At 62.4% G+C, this 17,263-nt stretch carries 17 protein-coding genes and 1 tRNA gene; 6 read left to right on the forward strand and 12 right to left on the reverse strand.

Translation table 11 applies throughout. The features are described from left to right. Positions 1-13: 13 nt before the first annotated feature. Together ACU5AY_RS16600 and ACU5AY_RS16605 are read right to left on the reverse strand one after the other, a co-directional pair. A tRNA-Ala gene (locus ACU5AY_RS16600) sits at positions 14-89 on the reverse strand. Positions 90-240: 151 nt separating this feature from the next. Then, positions 241-633, reverse strand: a complete 393-nt coding sequence (locus ACU5AY_RS16605; RefSeq protein ID WP_446825780.1) for a TIGR02300 family protein — start codon at positions 631-633, stop codon at positions 241-243. 285 nt (positions 634-918) lie between these two features. Between ACU5AY_RS16605 and cmk the strand changes: the two genes are divergently transcribed. Then, a complete protein-coding gene (gene cmk / locus ACU5AY_RS16610; protein ID WP_446827031.1) occupies positions 919-1,548 on the forward strand; it encodes a (d)CMP kinase in 630 nt (209 codons plus the stop codon). Positions 1,549-1,691: 143 nt separating this feature from the next. Beyond that, entirely contained in the window at positions 1,692-3,395 is a 1,704-nt protein-coding gene (gene rpsA / locus ACU5AY_RS16615; RefSeq protein ID WP_446825782.1) for a 30S ribosomal protein S1, read from the forward strand. Positions 3,396-3,473: 78 nt separating this feature from the next. Here rpsA and ACU5AY_RS16620 read toward each other — a convergent pair whose 3' ends face one another. Then, positions 3,474-5,075 carry a hypothetical protein gene (locus ACU5AY_RS16620; RefSeq protein ID WP_446827032.1) on the reverse strand — a complete coding sequence of 534 codons (1,602 nt, stop codon included), beginning with the start codon at positions 5,073-5,075 and terminating at the stop codon, positions 3,474-3,476. A gap of 281 nt (positions 5,076-5,356) precedes the next feature. On the opposite strand from ACU5AY_RS16620, the gene ACU5AY_RS16625 reads away from it, so the two are divergent. Beyond that, positions 5,357-6,745, forward strand: coding sequence for a nicotinate phosphoribosyltransferase (locus tag ACU5AY_RS16625; protein ID WP_446827033.1), 1,389 nt, complete (start codon positions 5,357-5,359; stop codon positions 6,743-6,745). A gap of 12 nt (positions 6,746-6,757) precedes the next feature. On the opposite strand, the gene ACU5AY_RS16630 is transcribed toward ACU5AY_RS16625, so the two are convergent. Together ACU5AY_RS16630 and ACU5AY_RS16635 are read right to left on the reverse strand one after the other, a co-directional pair. After that, positions 6,758-7,132, reverse strand: a complete 375-nt coding sequence (locus tag ACU5AY_RS16630; protein WP_446827034.1) for a hypothetical protein — start codon at positions 7,130-7,132, stop codon at positions 6,758-6,760. Between the two features lie 150 nt (positions 7,133-7,282). Continuing rightward, positions 7,283-7,906, reverse strand: a complete 624-nt coding sequence (locus tag ACU5AY_RS16635) for a ribonuclease D (RefSeq protein WP_446825786.1) — start codon at positions 7,904-7,906, stop codon at positions 7,283-7,285. Between the two features lie 181 nt (positions 7,907-8,087). Between ACU5AY_RS16635 and ACU5AY_RS16640 the strand changes: the two genes are divergently transcribed. The 3 genes from ACU5AY_RS16640 to ACU5AY_RS16650 are packed head-to-tail and all read left to right on the forward strand — an operon-like array spanning position 8,088 to position 9,649. Next, positions 8,088-8,657, forward strand: coding sequence for a nucleoside 2-deoxyribosyltransferase (locus tag ACU5AY_RS16640; RefSeq protein WP_446827035.1), 570 nt, complete (start codon positions 8,088-8,090; stop codon positions 8,655-8,657). 21 nt (positions 8,658-8,678) lie between these two features. Continuing rightward, positions 8,679-9,029, forward strand: a complete 351-nt coding sequence (locus tag ACU5AY_RS16645; RefSeq protein ID WP_446825788.1) for a hypothetical protein — start codon at positions 8,679-8,681, stop codon at positions 9,027-9,029. Then, entirely contained in the window at positions 9,026-9,649 is a 624-nt protein-coding gene (locus ACU5AY_RS16650) for a DedA family protein (protein ID WP_446825789.1), read from the forward strand. Before ACU5AY_RS16645 ends, ACU5AY_RS16650 begins: the two co-directional genes overlap by 4 nt. Before the next feature lie 65 nt (positions 9,650-9,714). Here the strand turns inward: ACU5AY_RS16650 and ACU5AY_RS16655 are convergent, their stop codons facing one another. From ACU5AY_RS16655 to glpD, 7 genes are all read right to left on the reverse strand, one after another. Then, positions 9,715-11,436 (reverse strand): ABC transporter substrate-binding protein, encoded by a 1,722-nt coding sequence (locus ACU5AY_RS16655; RefSeq protein WP_446825790.1) that lies wholly within the window; start codon positions 11,434-11,436, stop codon positions 9,715-9,717. Positions 11,437-11,519: 83 nt separating this feature from the next. After that, a complete protein-coding gene (locus ACU5AY_RS16660) occupies positions 11,520-11,801 on the reverse strand; it encodes a DUF2160 domain-containing protein (RefSeq protein WP_446825791.1) in 282 nt (93 codons plus the stop codon). A 10-nt stretch (positions 11,802-11,811) separates the two neighbouring features. Next, entirely contained in the window at positions 11,812-12,636 is an 825-nt protein-coding gene (locus ACU5AY_RS16665; protein WP_446827036.1) for a carbohydrate ABC transporter permease, read from the reverse strand. A 14-nt stretch (positions 12,637-12,650) separates the two neighbouring features. Continuing rightward, on the reverse strand, positions 12,651-13,517 hold the full coding sequence (locus tag ACU5AY_RS16670) for a carbohydrate ABC transporter permease (protein ID WP_446825793.1): 867 nt from the start codon (positions 13,515-13,517) through the stop codon (positions 12,651-12,653). Positions 13,518-13,520: 3 nt separating this feature from the next. Further along, complete coding sequence (locus ACU5AY_RS16675) at positions 13,521-14,591, reverse strand: ABC transporter ATP-binding protein (RefSeq protein ID WP_446825794.1); 1,071 nt, start codon at positions 14,589-14,591, stop codon at positions 13,521-13,523. Positions 14,592-14,609: 18 nt separating this feature from the next. Continuing rightward, positions 14,610-15,680: an ABC transporter ATP-binding protein gene (locus tag ACU5AY_RS16680; RefSeq protein WP_446827037.1), complete on the reverse strand. Its 1,071-nt coding sequence runs from the start codon at positions 15,678-15,680 to the stop codon at positions 14,610-14,612. Between the two features lie 58 nt (positions 15,681-15,738). After that, positions 15,739-17,250, reverse strand: coding sequence for a glycerol-3-phosphate dehydrogenase (gene glpD / locus ACU5AY_RS16685; RefSeq protein ID WP_446827038.1), 1,512 nt, complete (start codon positions 17,248-17,250; stop codon positions 15,739-15,741). Positions 17,251-17,263 lie beyond the last annotated feature (13 nt).

A 17,263-nucleotide genomic window follows, 5' to 3' on the forward strand; every position in this document is an offset into this window, starting at 1 on the left:
TATAGGAAAAATTTGGTGGAGCTAAGCGGGATCGAACCGCTGACCTCTTGCATGCCATGCAAGCGCTCTCCCAGCTGAGCTATAGCCCCATTCCAAGGGTTCCGGTCTGACCGGATGCTGGTTCCCGGTGGGCTTCAGCCCGTCGGGTGGCGGCTTACTACTTCCTGTGTCGGAAGATGGCAAGCCCCAAAATCGCGAGCCCGGAATTTTTTTGTCGGCACCGGGCTCGCCTTGGCAAAATCAGGTCTCGTCGTCGTCGCCGCCAACACCGATCAGGCCGGTCATGTCGTCGTCGTCGTCGTCATCGTCGCTTTCGAGGAAGGTGTCGTCATCGTCATCATCGCCGAGGTCGACATCGTCATCATCGCCGATATCCGGGATATCGTCGCCGGAATCGTTGCCGTCGGCATCCTCGAGGGAAACCAGCTCGACTTCGTTGTTCTCGGTATCGACTTCCGCGACGTCCTCTTCCTCTTCCTTCTCCATCACGGCGATGGCGGACGTTTCCTCGAAGAAGGAAAGCGGCCAGGAATTGCCGGAATAGGGAGAAACAACCGGGTTGCGGTTGAGGTCGTAGAACTTCTTGCCCGTGTCGGGGCAGATGCGTTTCGTTCCAAGTTCTGCTTTTGCCACTGTCAAAGCCTCTTGAATATGTGCCGGAAAAAAGCGGTTCATGCCGCCAGACCGGGCCATGCCGGTTAAAAACGTTGGCGGTCCCCATACTGCCTGCGCCCGCTTCTGTCAAAGGCAAAGTTTGATGGATGACAGGGATGGATGACAGACCGCGCACCCGCGTGCGGGCCCGTCGCGCGACGCGGGTGCAACTTGACGCTCCGGCGGGATCGATTATGTCTGGCGCACACTTGCGGCACGGCACCCTTTTTAAAGAAGAGCGAATTAAAGAAGAGCGAAGCGGTCATGACCATCACCATTGCCATCGACGGCCCGGCGGCAGCCGGCAAGGGCACGCTCTCGCGCCGGATTGCCGGGGAATACGGCTTTCACCATCTCGATACCGGGCTCACCTACCGCGCCACGGCCAAGGCGCTTCTCGACGCCGGGCTGCCGCTCGACGACGAGGCCGTGGCGGCCGGGATGGCGGCAAAGGTCGATCTCGCCGGGCTCGACCGCTCGGTGCTGTCGGCCCACGAGATCGGCGAAGCGGCCTCGAAGATCGCCGTCATGCCGTCGGTGCGCCGGGCGCTGGTCGAGGCGCAGCGGGCGTTTTCCCGCAAGGAGCCCGGCACCGTGCTCGACGGGCGCGACATCGGCACGGTCGTCTGCCCGGACGCGGCGGTGAAGCTCTATGTGACGGCTTCGGCGGAGGTGCGCGCAAAGCGCCGTTTCGACGAGATTACGGCGGGCGGCAAGCAAGCCGATTTCGCCGAGATTCTCGCCGACATCGTCAAGCGTGACGCGCGCGACAGCGGACGGGCCGACAGCCCTTTGCGGCCAGCGGAAGACGCGCACTTGATAGATACGTCCGAAATGGGTATAGAGGCCGCGTTTCAGGCAGCGAAGGCAATTGTCGACGCTAGCGTGAAATAGGCTGGAACTTTACTCCCCGCGCCGGATTTGCCTTGTCGCAAAATGAAAAGACGACAGGGCGGAGGAAGCCACAGCCTCGTGTTCAACACAAACCCACCGGCGTATGCGCGGTCCAGAACACCGGATCGCAGTTTGGAGATTTCATGTCAGTAGATACCTCTATGCGGGAGGATTTCGCAGCCCTCCTCGAAGAATCGTTCGCAACGAACGATCTCGCTGAAGGCTACGTTGCCAAGGGCATCGTGACCGCAATCGAAAAGGACGTAGCGATCGTCGACGTCGGCCTGAAGGTCGAAGGCCGCGTACCGCTCAAGGAATTCGGCGCCCGTGCCAAGGACGGCACGCTCAAGGTTGGCGACGAAGTCGAAGTCTACGTCGACCGCATCGAAAACGCGCTGGGCGAAGCTGTTCTGTCGCGCGAGAAGGCTCGCCGCGAAGAAAGCTGGGTCAAGCTCGAAGCCAAGTTCGAAGCCGGCGAGCGCGTTGAAGGCGTCATCTTCAACCAGGTCAAGGGCGGCTTCACCGTCGATCTCGACGGCGCGATCGCCTTCCTGCCGCGTTCGCAGGTCGACATCCGTCCGATCCGCGACGTTACCCCGCTCATGCACAACCCGCAGCCCTTCGAAATCCTCAAGATGGACAAGCGTCGCGGCAACATCGTGGTTTCCCGCCGCACGGTTCTCGAAGAGTCCCGCGCCGAGCAGCGTTCTGAAATCGTTCAGAACCTCGAAGAAGGCCAGGTTGTCGAGGGTGTCGTCAAGAACATCACCGATTACGGTGCGTTCGTCGACCTCGGCGGCATCGACGGTCTGCTGCACGTCACCGACATGGCATGGCGTCGCGTCAACCATCCGTCGGAAATCCTGAACATCGGCCAGACGGTCAAGGTTCAGATCATCCGCATCAACCAGGAAACCCACCGCATCTCGCTCGGCATGAAGCAGCTGGAAGCAGATCCGTGGGATGGCATCGGCGCGAAGTACCCGGTCGGCAAGAAGATCTCCGGTACCGTCACGAACATCACCGACTACGGTGCGTTCGTCGAGCTGGAGCCGGGCATCGAAGGCCTGATCCACATTTCGGAAATGTCCTGGACCAAGAAGAACGTCCACCCCGGCAAGATCCTGTCCACGAGCCAGGAAGTCGATGTCGTCGTTCTCGAAGTCGACCCGACCAAGCGTCGTATCTCGCTTGGCCTCAAGCAGACGCTGGAAAATCCGTGGGAAGCATTCGCTCACTCGCATCCGGCCGGCACTGAAGTCGAAGGCGAAGTCAAGAACAAGACCGAATTCGGCCTGTTCATCGGCCTCGACGGCGACGTTGACGGCATGGTTCACCTCTCCGACCTCGACTGGAACCGTCCGGGCGAGCAGGTCATCGAGGAGTTCAACAAGGGCGACGTCGTCAAGGCTGTCGTTCTGGATGTGGACGTCGAGAAGGAGCGTATCTCGCTCGGCATCAAGCAGCTCGGCAAGGACTCGGTCGGCGAAGCTGCCGCTTCCGGCGACCTGCGCAAGAACGCTGTCGTTTCCTGCGAAGTCACCGCGGTCAACGATGGTGGCATCGAAGTGAAGCTGGTCAACCACGAAGACATCAGCGCGTTCATCCGTCGCGCCGACCTGTCGCGTGACCGTGACGAACAGCGTCCGGAGCGTTTCTCCGTTGGTCAGGTTGTCGACGCCCGCGTCACCAACTTCTCCAAGAAGGACCGCAAGGTCATGCTGTCGATCAAGGCTCTCGAGATCGCAGAAGAGAAGGAAGCCGTCGCACAGTTCGGTTCGTCCGACTCTGGCGCTTCGCTCGGCGACATCCTGGGCGCAGCGCTCAAGAACCGCGGCAACGAGTAATCGTTCCCTTACGGTTTAAAACAACAAGCCCGCCGGAGACATCTCCGGCGGGTTTTTTCTTGCCCGGTTTCAGGGTATTCAGACCAGACCGGCCATGCGCTGGTAGAGATCGTACATCGGATCCTCGACGTCATCGCCAGCCTTCGGGCCGTCCTCGTCGGAGATCATGCGCGGGGTGCGGCGCTCGCCATCCCCGCCTTCATCCGCCTCGCCGTGCTGCTCGCCGGCTGCCTGTTCGTCGCCAGCCTGCCCCTCGGACTCGCCTTCCGGCTGCGCATAACGGCGACGCTTCTTCTCTTCCGGCAGATCGTCCTGCGCTGGCAGGTAACCGACCTGCGCAAACGGAACGCCGTCCTTTGACTGCGCGACCATGGCCTGCGCCGCGAGTGTCTGAGCGCCTTCCTGGAGAAGGGCCTGACGTGCCGTGGACGCATTTGTTGCCAGATCGCGGGAGGGCGCCTGAGGTTCGGCGGCCGCATTGCGCGCGGCTTCTGACGTGGCCGAACGGGAGAGCTCACGCATCAAGGCCGTTTCATCTTCCGCCAGTGCAGGCGCATGCCCGGCCTCGGGCGCAGGCATGGCCGAAGCCTGCGCCGGCAAAGCGTCGGACGGGCGTGCAGCGGCGGAGGCCGATGCCTTGGGCAACTCGGCCTGCGACAGGGCCTTCACCAGTTCGGCGGCCTTCGCCACCTGTTCGGGATCGCGGATGGCATTGGCGATCAGCCGGTCGGTGACGACCTCCGTCCAGCCTTTGAGGATCTGAAGCGTCTGGTGGCGCTCGCCGGCGGCGTTCCTTGCAGCGTTCTGGTTGGCGACCGCCTGATGTTGCGGCTCCGCCCGGTCCGCATCAGCGGCGGGCTGGCCTTCAGGACCGTAAGCGCGTTCAAGGCGCTGGCGAAGCGCCTGCACATCGGCTGCCGGCCGTTCTGCCGAAGGCAGCGGTGCCGTTGCGGTCTGTTGCGCGGACGTCTGCTTCAGGTTCGCCAGGGCGGCGGGCGCCTCATCGTCGGCCTGGGCGACCGTGGTCGGCTGCGCCGGACCCTGCTGATCGGCTCTAGCCGGCGTCTGCGCGGGTGCAGCGGCTGCGGGTCTGGCGGCGGAGCCGGTAACGGGCGCCTCACCACGGGTCTGGAGCGGTCGCCGGGCCGGATCGACGACGGCGTCCGCGTCCTCGCCTTCATTCTGATGATAGGACTCCAGCACATTGCGGGTGACAGCCTCACCGTCACGACCGCGTCCGCCTTCGAGGAGAGCGGCGACACGAGCCGCCTGCACGCCGGCAGGAGAATCCAGGACCTCCAGCAGGGTCTGAAGCTGGATCGTCTGCAGGGACTGGGTGATCATCTTTTCGACTCCGGCGCGCGAGGCGGCCGGCAGGTTGCGGATCGCGGCGGCCAGCCTCTGCGCGAAGGCGGCATCGGTTTCCGCCTCGCCGCGCGTCATGCCGAGAACATCGCCGAGCTGCGTGGCGATCGTGCGCAGGGCGGCGGGGAACGGATCGCTCGACCCGAAGGACAGGATGTTCAACTGGCCGGGCTCGACATTGGCGACATGGGTGAGGGCCCTGGCGACCTCCGGACGCATGACGGCAGCCGGCACGACGGAGGTCTTCGGCACGGCAGAACCTTGGGCCTTGGCTGATACGGCGGAACTGGCTTCCACTCTTACGGGAGGCAGCATCTGCTTTCTCCGGGCGTTTGATCGGGTGAATGTCGCAGGATGGACAGGAGGACCGCTCATGCGACCCCTTGCATTCTCCAGCGGGCGCCTGACGCCGCGTGATGCCTCATGGCATCGCAGAATGCGAAATTTCAGTCTGCAGCATGCCTTCAATATCTTAACAATCTGCTAACCAAGGTTAACAATGTGAGATCATCAGCATCGCGAAAGCCACATAAGCTACGGATCATGCTGATTTGGCAGGTCGCCCTCTGAAAATGCGACCGCCGCGGGGAGCTGCGATGAACAACCTGAATCCGATCCTGAACACAGACAGCTACAAGCTCAGCCATTTCCTGCAGTTTCCACCCGGCACCGCGGCGATCTCGGCGCATATCGAGACGCGCGGACAATCGGAAGTGCCGGACGTGGTCTTCTTCGGGCTGCAGATGTTCCTGAAGGCCTACATGACGCGCGCCGTGACAGCGAGCGACATCGAGGAGGCCGCCGAGATCATCGACGCGCACGGCCTGCCGTTCGATCGCGAAGGCTGGGACTACATCCTTGCCGAACATGGCGGCCATCTGCCCGTCAGGATCGAGGCGCTGGCCGAGGGCAGCGTCGTCAAACGCGGCGTTCCCGTTCTCCAGCTAACGAGCACCGACCCGAAGGTGCCATGGATGGTCTCGCATCTGGAGACGGCGCTGACGCGGGCCATCTGGTACCCGTCGACGATCGCCAGCCAGGCGCGCGGCATTCGCGAGCAGTTGAAGCCGCTGATCGTCCAGACCTGCGACGAGCCTGAAAAGGTGCTGCCCTCCCGGCTACACGACTTCGGTGCGCGTGGCATGGCAAGCCTCGAGCAGGCCGGGCTCGGCAGTGCTGCCCACCTCATCTTCTTCGACCACACCGACACCCTTGCCGGCGTGCTCAACGCCCGCGCCTTCTACGGCGCGGCTATGGCCGGCCACTCCTACCCCGCCTCGGAACATGCGACGATGGCGGCCTGGGGACAGGCGCGGGAGGAAGAGGCCTATGCCCACATGATCGACACGTTCTCGGCCTCCGGCCCTTATGCCGTGGTTTCCGACAGTTTCGATCTCAACTACGCGATCTCGGAAATCTGGGGGAAGGCGCTGCACGACAAGGTCATGCAGCCGCAGGGGCGGCTCATCATCCGGCCGGACCGCGGCGACCCGATCGACACGCCGATCCAGGCGATCTCGCAGCTCGCCTACGCCTTCGGCACGCACCAAAACGCCAAGGGCTACAAGGTGCTCAACGGCAATATTCACGTCATCCAGAGCGGCGGCATCCTGCCGGAGGACATGCTGATGGTGCTGAGGCGGCTGGAGGCGACCGGCTTTTCCGCCGAGAACATCTCCTTCGGCATCGGCGCGGGCCTGCTGCATGACGTCGGACGCGGCAATTACGGCTTCACCATGCGCACCAATGCCCGGCTCGACACCGACGGCAAATGGCACGACATCCAGCTCAGGCCGGGCCACATTCACGAGACGCCGCACAAGACCGGACGGCAGGCAGTCATCGCCGCCGAGAACGGCGAGCTTCAGGCGGCACGGATCGAGAAGGTCGGCAGCCAGAAAAGCCGACTGGTTCCCGTGTGGGAAAACGGCGAATTGCTGCAGGACTGGACATTCGACGAGGTCCGCCAGCGCGCGACCGCGTAGGCGGTCACGAACTCAGTTACTGCGGAAGAAGCGGTAAATCCCATTGTCGTCGGAGTTGACGGCGGAAATGCCCTTTTCCGTCTGCGGCATACCGGTATCGCCGGCCGGCTTGACGGCATCGAGCCAGGTGGCCCTGGCGGAGGCATTTGCGGGCGGGGCAGGCTCTTCCGTCTGCTCATCCCGGTAAACCGGCATTTCGTAATCCGGATCATAGTCGAGCGGCGGCGGCTCGATCTTCACACGCGGGAAATAGGGATGGATTTCGCCGAGTTTCCTCAGGCTTGCCGGCTGGACCCGATGCTCGATTTCCGGTGCCAGCTTCTTCTTCACGCCCGCGGGGGCGGCCAGCGCTGCGGCAATCATGCCCTTTTGCGATCGCTTCTTCATGACACGAAACCGGCACTGTCCTGTTACGCCGACCCGCACACCGTATGGCGCGGATCCTCATAAACGATTGTCCGCCGGTTCCGTTAAGATTCCTTTTACGCGGCCGGCAAAGGACCGGGCCAGATCATCTCAAAAAGGCTCACATGCCGATCAGCTGTGCGCGAAGATGTCCGTCTCTTCCCAGCCCAGGAGATCGAGCTTGGAGCGGGTGGGCAGGAATTCGAAGCATGCCTTCGCATGCTCCATCCGCCCGTCGCGGTTCAGCCGTTCGACGAGCTTGTCGCGAAGCGCGTGGAGATGCAGGACGTCGGAGGCGGCATATTCGAGCTGCGCCGGGCTGAGCTTCTCCGCCGCCCAGTCCGAAGACTGCTGCGCCTTGGAAATATCCACCTCGAGCAGTTCCTTCAGATTGTCCTTCAGGCCGTGACGGTCGGTATAGGTGCGCGTCAGCCGAGAGGCGATCTTGGTGCAGAACACCGGCGTCGTGGTCACGCCGAAGGTGTGGAACAGGACGGCGATGTCAAAGCGGCCGAAATGGAAGATCTTCTGGCGCTTCGGATCGGCCAGCATGGCGACGAGGTTCGGCGCATCCTTCTGGCCGGCGGCGATGCGGATGACATCGGCCGTGCCGTCGCCGGGCGACAGCTGCACGACGCAGAGCCGGTCGCGGCGCGGGATCAGGCCGAGCGTTTCGGTATCGATGGCGATCGCATCGGTGTAGCGCGCCGCGTCCGCTTCGGAAATATCGCCTTCGTGGTACCGGATCTCTGCCATTGTGCTTTCCTTACTCGTCTTCCTGTTCGCCCAAGCGCAAAGGCGCGCTATAGCGCAATTTGGCGCGGGGGGATACCACATTCAACGGCGTCTGACGCGTGCTGTTTCTCCGGAATTTTCTTGCGGCAGAAGCGCCGGACCGTCAAGAATGACGGCCGTACTCAATGGATTCTCGAGGACAATGACCAAGAAAGTATATCTCGCAGGCCCGGAAGTGTTCCTGGCCAATGCCCGCGACATTCTCGACCGCAAGGCGGCGCTTGCCCGCGAAGCCGGTTTGACGCCTCTCTCCCCCGGCGATCTCGACATCGCGCCGACCGAGACCAAGAGGCAGTTCGGGCTGGCGATCAGCGCCGTCGACGAGAAGATGATGCTGGAGGCCGACGCGATCATCGCCAACCTGACGCCGTTTCGCGGCATCGCCGCCGATGTCGGCACGACGTTCGAGCTCGGCTTCATGTGCGCGTTGGGCAAGCCGGTCTTCGCCTATACGAATGTCGCGGCCGGTCACTACGAGCGGGTGATGGGCTATTACAATGGTCTGGCCGCTCCCACGAACGACGGCCATGTGCGCGGCCCGGACGGGCTTTCGATCGAGGATTTCGACATGATCGACAATCTGATGCTGCATGGCGGCGTCGAACGCCGGGGCGGCACGGTCATCGTCGGCAATGCGCCGGCCGATCGGCTTTATACCGATCTGGATGCCTTCAAGCGCTGCCTGGCAGCGGCGAAGGCCGCCTTGCTCTGAAGTCGAAGGGGACAACGCACCATGAACGCCATCCGCACGCTCTGGCACAAAAACAGGATGCTCGTGCTGGCCTTCGTGTTGATGGCGGCCATCACGCTATTCTTCGCCGTCCGTTTCGTGCTGTTTGCGCTCTACTGGAACGATCCGGCGCACTGGAACCAGCCGCTCGAAGGCTGGATGACGATGGGTTACGTCGCCCATTCCTATCATGTCGATCCGCGCGACATCGACGCCGGCCTGGACCTGGCAAAGCCGCATGAACGGCAGACGCTCGAACAGATTGCCAGGGACAACGGCATGACGCTTGAGGAGTTGAAGGCAAAGGTCGAGGCGACGCTGACGAAGCTCAAGGCCGAAAGGCCCGCAGAATGAGCGAGCAGCTGATTACGCTCGCGACGAATTACGGCATTCCCTTCCTGGCGCTGATCGTCTTCCTGAGCTGCCTGGCGCTGCCTGTTCCCTGCTCCTTCGTCATGCTGATGAGCGGTTCTCTGGTGACGTCCGGCGATCTCGCCTTCACGCCCGTCTTCGCCGCCGCTTACGGCGCGGCGCTCGCCGGCGACCAGGCGGGCTTCTTCGCGGGGCGCATCGGCGGGCGGTTCATCATTCCCTATATCAAACGGACGCCGGCACGCCGGGACCTGCTCGAAAAGGCGCAGAACATGCTGGAACGGCGCGGCAATGTCGGCGTCTTCCTGACACGGTGGCTCTTCAGCCCGCTCGGACCCTATGTCAACTTGATCACCGGTGCCGCGGATATGCGCTGGTGGAAATTCTCTCTGCCGGCGGCGCTCGGCGAACTCGTATGGGTTTCGCTCTATATCGGCCTCGGCATGGTCTTCAGCGAGAATATCCTGATGATCGCCAACATCGCCTCCAGCGTGAGCGGCATGCTGGCGGCGGGTGCGATCACCGCCTTTCTCGGCTGGCAGATCTGGAAACAGCTGGCCGGCGCGTCGAAGAGACACAGCAGGCGGACCTCGAAGCGTTAGCAATGACGAACAAAAAAGGCCGGGGATCGCTCCCCGGCCTTCTCCATTCGCGACGGTGAACGGGCTTACTTCTGCCAGCTCTTGACCAGTTCGTCGTAGTTGACGGTCAGTGGCTTTTCCTTCTCGTTCTCGACCTTCAGCTGCGGTGCCAGGTTGCCCTTTGCCACCGCATCTTTGTTCCAGTATTCGAGATCATGCTCCTCAGCGAGCTTCGGACCGATATCGCCCTGTACGCCGGCGCGCTCAAGACGCTGCAGGACCTTTTCCTGCTCGCTGCAGAGCGAGTCCATGGCCTCCTGGGCCGTCTTGGCGCCTGAAGACGCATCGCCGATCGCCTGCCACCAGAGCTGGGCGAGCTTCGGATAGTCCGGAACGTTGGTGCCGGTCGGCGACCACTGCAGACGGGCCGGCGAGCGGTAGAACTCGATCAGACCACCGAGCTTCGGAGCGCGGTCCGTGAAGGACTGGTGATCGAGGGTCGACTGACGGATGAAGGTCAGGCCGACATGGCTCTTCTTGACGTCGACCGTCTTCGAAGTGACGAACTGGGCATAGAGCCAGGCGGCCTTCGCACGATCGTCAGGGGTCGACTTCATCAGGGTCCACGAGCCGGCATCCTGGTAACCGAGCTTCATTCCGTCCTTCCAGTAGACGCCATGCGGGCTCGGAGCAAAGCGCCACTTCGGCGTGCCGTCCTCGTTGACGACCGGCAGGCCTTCCTTGACGAAGTCGGCGGTGAAGGCCGTGTAGGTGAACATCTGCTGCGCGATTTCACCCTGCGACGGGACCGGGCCGGATTCCGAGAAGGTCATGCCGTTGGCCGCGGCCGGGGCATACTTCTTCATCCATTCCAGATACTTCTCGATGGCGTAGACGGAGGCCGGGCCGTTGGTGTCACCACCACGGGCCACGCAGGAGCCGACCGGACGCGAGTTTTCGTCGACCTTGATGCCCCATTCGTCGACCGGCTTGCCATTCGGAATGCCCTTGTCGCCGTTGCCGGCCATCGACAGCCAGGCGTCGGTGAAGCGCCAGCCGAGCGACGGGTCCTTCTTGCCGTAGTCCATGTGACCATAGACCTTCTTGCCGTCGATCTCGCGGCCGGTGAAGAACTCGGCGATATCCTCATAGGCCGACCAGTTGACCGGGACACCGAGGTCATAGCCGTATTTCGCCTTGAAGTCGGCCTTGTTCTTCTCGTCGTTGAACCAGTCGTAACGGAAGAAATAAAGGTTGGCGAACTGCTGGTCCGGCAACTGATAGAGCTTGCCGTCCGGCGCGGTCGTGAAGGACTTACCGATGAAGTCGTCTATGTCGAGGTCAGGATTGGTGACATCCTTGCCTTCGTTCGCCATGAAATCGGTCAGCGAACGGGCCTGCTGGTAGCGCCAGTGCGTGCCGATGAGGTCGGAGTCGTTGATGTAGGCATCGTAGATGTTCTCACCCGACTGCATCTGCGTCTGCAGCTTCTCGACGACGTCGCCTTCGCCGATGAGGTCGTGGGTGATCTTGATGCCGGTGATGGCGGTAAAGGCGGGTGCCAGTACCTTCGATTCGTACTCATGCGTTGTAATGGTTTCCGAGACGACCTTGATCTCCATGCCGTCAAAAGGCTTGGCGGCGTCGATGAACCACTGCATCTCCTTCTCCTGAGAGGCGCGGTCCAAGGCAGAGAGATCACCGATTTCGGTGTCCAGGAACTTCTTCGCTGCGTCCATGTCGGCGAATGCGACGCCCGTCATGGCCAGAAGCATGGCTGCTGTCGTCGTCAAAAGGTGCTTTCGCATATTATCCTCCCAAAGGTTGCGATTGCATTCAGATTTCAGTCTCCAGAATGGCAGCCTCCCGCCGCCATCCGTCTTGTCTTGCCCTAAACGAAGCGGAATACGCCGATGGCGTAGACCACGGACAGGGCGAGAGCCCACCACAGGTTCGGTCCAACAAGACCGAGCCAAGCGAGATTGATGAAAGCCGATCCGAGCAACGACACAAAGAGGCGGTCGCCGCGGGTGGTTTCGAAGCGCAGGATGCCGGTTCGCGGATTGCCGCCGGGCGAAAGATATTCCCAGACGGCCATCGACAGGATCAGGCCGAATATCACGAGGAAGAACACCGCGGTCGGCAGCGTCCAAGCCATCCATGTAAAGTCCATCGGAACCTCCTCAGACGCGGCCCAGGGCAAAGCCCTTGGCGATGTAGTTGCGGACGAAATAGATGACGAGCGCGCCCGGAATGATGGTGAGGACGCCGGCAGCGGCCAGTACGCCCCAATCCATGCCGGATGCCGAGACCGTCCGCGTCATCGTCGCGGCAATCGGCTTGGCGTCCGTCGTCGTCAGCGTGCGGGCGATCAGAAGCTCCACCCATGAGAACATGAAGCAGAAGAAGGCGGCCACTCCGACGCCCGACGCGATCAGCGGCATGAAGATCTTGAAGAAGAAGCGCGGGAAGGAATAGCCGTCGATATAGGCGGTCTCGTCGATTTCCTTCGGCACGCCCGACATGAAGCCTTCCAGGATCCAGACGGCGAGCGGCACGTTGAACAGGCAGTGCGCGATGGCAACCGCGATGTGCGTGTCGATCAGGCCGAAGGCCGAATACAGCTGGAAGAAGGGCAGCGCAAAGACGGCGGGCGGCGCCATGCGGTTGGTCAGCAACCAGAAGAAAAGGTGCTTGTCGCCCAGGAAGCGATAGCGGGAGAAGGCATAGGCCGCCGGCAGCGCCGCCGCCACCGAGATGATGGTGTTCAACACGACGTAGATGGTCGAGTTGATGTAGCCGTTATACCAGGATGGATCGGTGAAGATCACGGCGTAGTTGGCGATCGTGGGATTGGTCGGCCACAGCGAGAAATCCCCGAGGATATCGCTATTGGTCTTGAAGCTCATATTGACGAGCCAGTAGATCGGCAAGATGAGAAAGAGGATGTAAAGGGTGGGAACCAGCCATGAGAAGCGGGAGCCTTCCTTGCGTTTTGCGGTGCTCATCGTCGGCTCTCCCTTCAATTCTTTGCGTCGCTGGTGGTCATGACGGTGTAGAAGACCCATGACAGCAGCAGGATGATCAGGAAGTAGATGATGGACATCGCAGCTGCGGGTCCGAGGTCGAACTGCCCGACCGCCATCTTGACGAGATCGATCGACAGGAAGGTGGTGGAGTTGCCCGGACCGCCGCCGGTCACGACGAAGGGCTCGGTATAGATCATGAAGCTGTCCATGAAGCGCAGCAGAATCGCGATCGTCAGCACGCGCTGCATCTTCGGCAGCTGGATGAAGCGGAATACGGCCCAGCGCGAGGCTCCGTCGATCTTCGCGGCCTGATAATACGCATCGGGGATCGAAGCGAGGCCGGCGTAGCAGAGCAGCACGACGAGGCTGGTCCAGTGCCAGACGTCCATGACGATCACCGTGATCCAGGCATCCACCGGATCCTGCGTGAAGTTGTAGTCGATGCCGACAGCATTCAACGCATAGCCGAGAAGTCCGATGTCAACGCGGCCGAACACCTGCCATATCGTGCCGACCACGTTCCATGGAATGAGCAGTGGCAGCGCCATCAGGACGAGGCAGACCGGGACGCCCAGCCCCTTCTTCGGCATGTTGAGCGCGATCAGGATGCCGAGCGGCACCTCGATGGCGAGAATGATCATCGAGAATATCAGGTTGCGCGCGAGGGCATTCCAGAACCGGTCGGAGGAGAGTATCTCCGTGAACCAGTCCGTTCCGGCCCAGAAGAACTGGTTGTTGCCGAAGGTGTCCTGAACCGAATAGTTGACCACGGTCATCAGCGGGATGACGGCGGAGAACGCCACCAGCACCAGCACGGGCAGGACGAGAAACCAGGCCTTGTTGTTCCAGGGTTTTTCCATCTCTCAGGCCTCCGGTCCGACACGCCAGGAATCGACGTAGACATTGATTGCGGCGGGATCGAAGGACAGCCGGGCATCCGCCGGGATCTCACCATCCTCCGGCACGACGATCGAGAACGGCTGGCCGGCAAATTCGGCGCGGACGATCTTCTGCCGGCCGATATCCTCGACCTTGGCGATGTTGACGGCCATGCCCTCGCGGCCGAGCCTGGCGAATTCGGGACGTATGCCGATCTCGGTGCGCGCGCCGGACCTGAACTCCGGCGCGAAGCCGAGCGCGATCGCCTCCCCGCCGACCACGGCGCTGGCGCCATCGATCTTCGCCGGCAGCACGTTCATGCCCGGCGAGCCGATGAAGTAGCCGACGAATGTGTGGCGCGGACGCTCGAAAAGCTCTTCCGGTGTGCCGATCTGCACGATCTCGCCGCCATACATGACGACGACCTTGTCGGCGAAGGTGAGCGCTTCCGTCTGGTCGTGGGTGACGTAGACCATGGTGAAGCCGAAGCGGCGGTGCAGCTGTTTCAGCTGGGATCGCAGCACCCACTTCATGTGCGGATCGATGACGGTCAGCGGCTCGTCGAACAGGATGGCGTTGACGTCGGAGCGCACGAGGCCGCGGCCAAGCGAGATCTTCTGCTTCTGGTCGGCGGTGAGCCCCCGCGCCTTGCGCTTCGACCAGTCGGCGAGGTCGATGATCTCGAGGACCTCGCGCACCCGCTTGTCAACGTCGCTTTCCGGAACGTTGCGGTTGCGCAGCGGGAAGGCGAGATTGTCGTAGACGGTCATGGTGTCGTAGATGACCGGGAACTGGAACACCTGGGCGATGTTGCGCTCCTGAGTCGACAGGTTGGTGACGTCGCGATCGCCGAACAGGATGCGGCCTTCGGAGGGCTGCAGCAGTCCGGAGATGATGTTCAAGAGCGTGGTCTTGCCGCAGCCGGACGGTCCGAGCAGCGCATAGGCGCCGCCATCGTTCCATTCGTGATGCACTTCCTTCAGCGCGTAATCCGCGTCCGAGCGCGGGTTCGGCATGTAGGCGTGGCGGATATGGTCGAGTTTGATGCGTGCCATTTTATTCTCCCCGCCCCCTTACACGCCTGCCGCCAGCGTCCGGCCATCGGCGCCGAAGGCAAGCAGATGCCGGGTGTCGACATGGACATCCAGCGACTGGTCCGGCGTGATGTCATGGACGCCCGGTTCGATCATGACCCAGCGCTGGCCGGCGTAGCTCATGTGGACGAAGCTTTCCGAACCGGCGATTTCCGAAATCTCGGTGCGGACGGTCATCTTCGCCGCCGTGTCGGATTGCGGCCTGAAGGAAATGTGATGCGGCTGGAATGCGACCATGACCGGCCCGTCGGCAATGCCGGACAGATGGGCCGGGACCGCCATGACCGGCCTTCCGTCGACCGTGAAGTCTGCGCCCGCCTTAACGGCCGACAGCATGTTCAGCGGCGGATCGGCGAAGGTCTGGGCGGTGACCAGATCGACCGGCTTGCGATAGACATCGATGGTCTTGCCGAACTGGGTGATGCGGCCTTCCGAAAGCGTCGCGGTGTTGCCGCCGAGAAGCAGCGCCTCGGACGGCTCGGTGGTGGCGTAGACGAAGATCGCGCCGGTCTGGGCGAAGACCTTCGGAAGCTCTTCGCGCAGTTCCTCGCGCAGCTTGTAGTCGAGGTTGGCGAGCGGCTCGTCGAGCAGGACAAGGCTGGCATTCTTGACGATGGCGCGGGCAAGCGCCGTGCGCTGCTGCTGGCCGCCGGACAGGTTGAGCGGCGTGCGGTCGAGATAGGGCGTCATCCTGAGAAGCTCGGCGGCGTGGCGGACCTCGCGGTCGATGGTCGCCTTGTCCTTGCCCTGCAGGCGCAGCGGCGAGGCGATGTTCTCGTAAACCGTCATCGCCGGATAATTGATGAACTGCTGATAGACCATGGCGACGTTGCGATGCTGCACGGGCACGCCCGTCACGTCGACGCCATCAAAGAAGATCGAACCGCTGGTCGGCTTGTCCAGGCCACACATCAATCGCATCAGCGAGGTCTTGCCGGAGAGCGTCGGCCCCAGAAGGACGTTCAGCTCTCCCCGCTGAAGCACAAGATTGGTTGGGCGAATGTGTTGCTCGCCTCCCACCAATTTGGCCGTATTTCGCAGTTCCAACATCGAAATTACCGGGCCTCCCAACCCTGGCGAACTTCGGCGGAGAGTTTGCGTCTCTCCTCTATGCCGCCTCAGTCGCCGTCATGTATCTCTCCAGCGCCGTCCGCTCCTCGGCAGACAGTCGCAGCCCCATCTTGGTCCGCCGCCAGAGGATATCCTCGGCAGAGCGGGCCCACTCCTCATTCACGAGATATCTGACCTCGGCCTCGTAAAGGTCGGCGCCGAAGAGATGGCCGAGTGCGGCCGCCTCCTTCGCATCGCCAAGCAGCTTCCAGGCACGCGTTCCGTAAAGCCGGACCAGACGCCGGGCGTGGCGGGCCGACAGGAACGGATAATCCGCCTTCAGCCGCGAAACCTCGGCCTCGTAGCCGGTCGGCGGAAAGTCGCCGCCCGGAAGCGTGGCGCCGGCCGTCCAGGACGTGCCCTTCTCGCCAATCGCCGAGCCGATCTTTTCGAGTGCCGACTCGGCAAGGCGGCGATAGGTCGTCAGCTTGCCGCCGAAGACGTTCAGAAGCGGAGCATCGTCCTCTTCCCCCTCCAGGCGCAGCACGTAGTCGCGGGTCGCTTCCTGCGCCTTGCTGGCACCGTCGTCATAGAGCGGGCGGACGGCGGAATAGGTCCAGACGACGTCGTCCGGTGTCACCGGTTCCTTGAAATATTCGCTTGCGGCGCTGCAGAGATAGGAAATCTCCTCGCCGCTGATCTTCACGTCCTTCGGGTCGCCCTGGTAGTCGCGGTCCGTGGTGCCGATCAGGGTGAATTCCTGTTCGTAGGGGATGGCGAAGATGATGCGGTTGTCCGGGTTCTGGAAGAAGTAGGCGCGCGGATCGTCGAACTTCTTCTTCACGACGATGTGGCTGCCCTGCACCAGGCGGACATTGTGGACATTGTTGTTGCCGAAGGTGCCGCTCAAGACATTATCGACCCAGGGGCCGGCGGCATTCACCAGCATGCGGGCGCGATAATCGGTCATTTCACCGGTCAGGCTATCGCGGACGGTCACCTTCCAGACCGCGCCGTCGCGGCGGGCCGAGGTCACCTTGGTGCGACTGAGGATGGTCGCGCCGCGCTCCATGGCGTCGCGGGCGTTGAGGACGACCATGCGGGCGTCGTCCACCCAGCCGTCGGAATATTCGAACGCCTTGTCGAACAGCGGCTTCAGCGGCTTGCCGGCCGGGTCCTGGCGCATGTTGAGCGTCTTCGTCGCCGGCAGAAGCTTGCGGCCGCCCAGGTGATCGTAGAGGAAAAGGCCGAGGCGGATGAGCCAGGCAGGACGAATGCCGCCCTTGTGGAACGGCAGCACGAAGCGCATCGGCCAGATGATGTGCGGCGCCATGGCCCAGAGAACTTCGCGCTCCATCAGGGCTTCGCGCACCAGGCGGAATTCATAGTATTCGAGATAGCGCAGGCCGCCATGGATGAGCTTGGTGGCACCGGACGAGGTGCCGGAGGCGAAATCGTTCATTTCGGCAAGCGCGACCGTATATCCACGTCCGACCGCATCGCGGGCGATGCCGCAGCCATTTATGCCGCCACCTATGACGAATAGATCGAAGATCGATTCCGCTGCCATTGCTCCCCACCTT

It is taken from the genome of Rhizobium sp. PAMB 3174 (genome assembly GCF_052908375.1).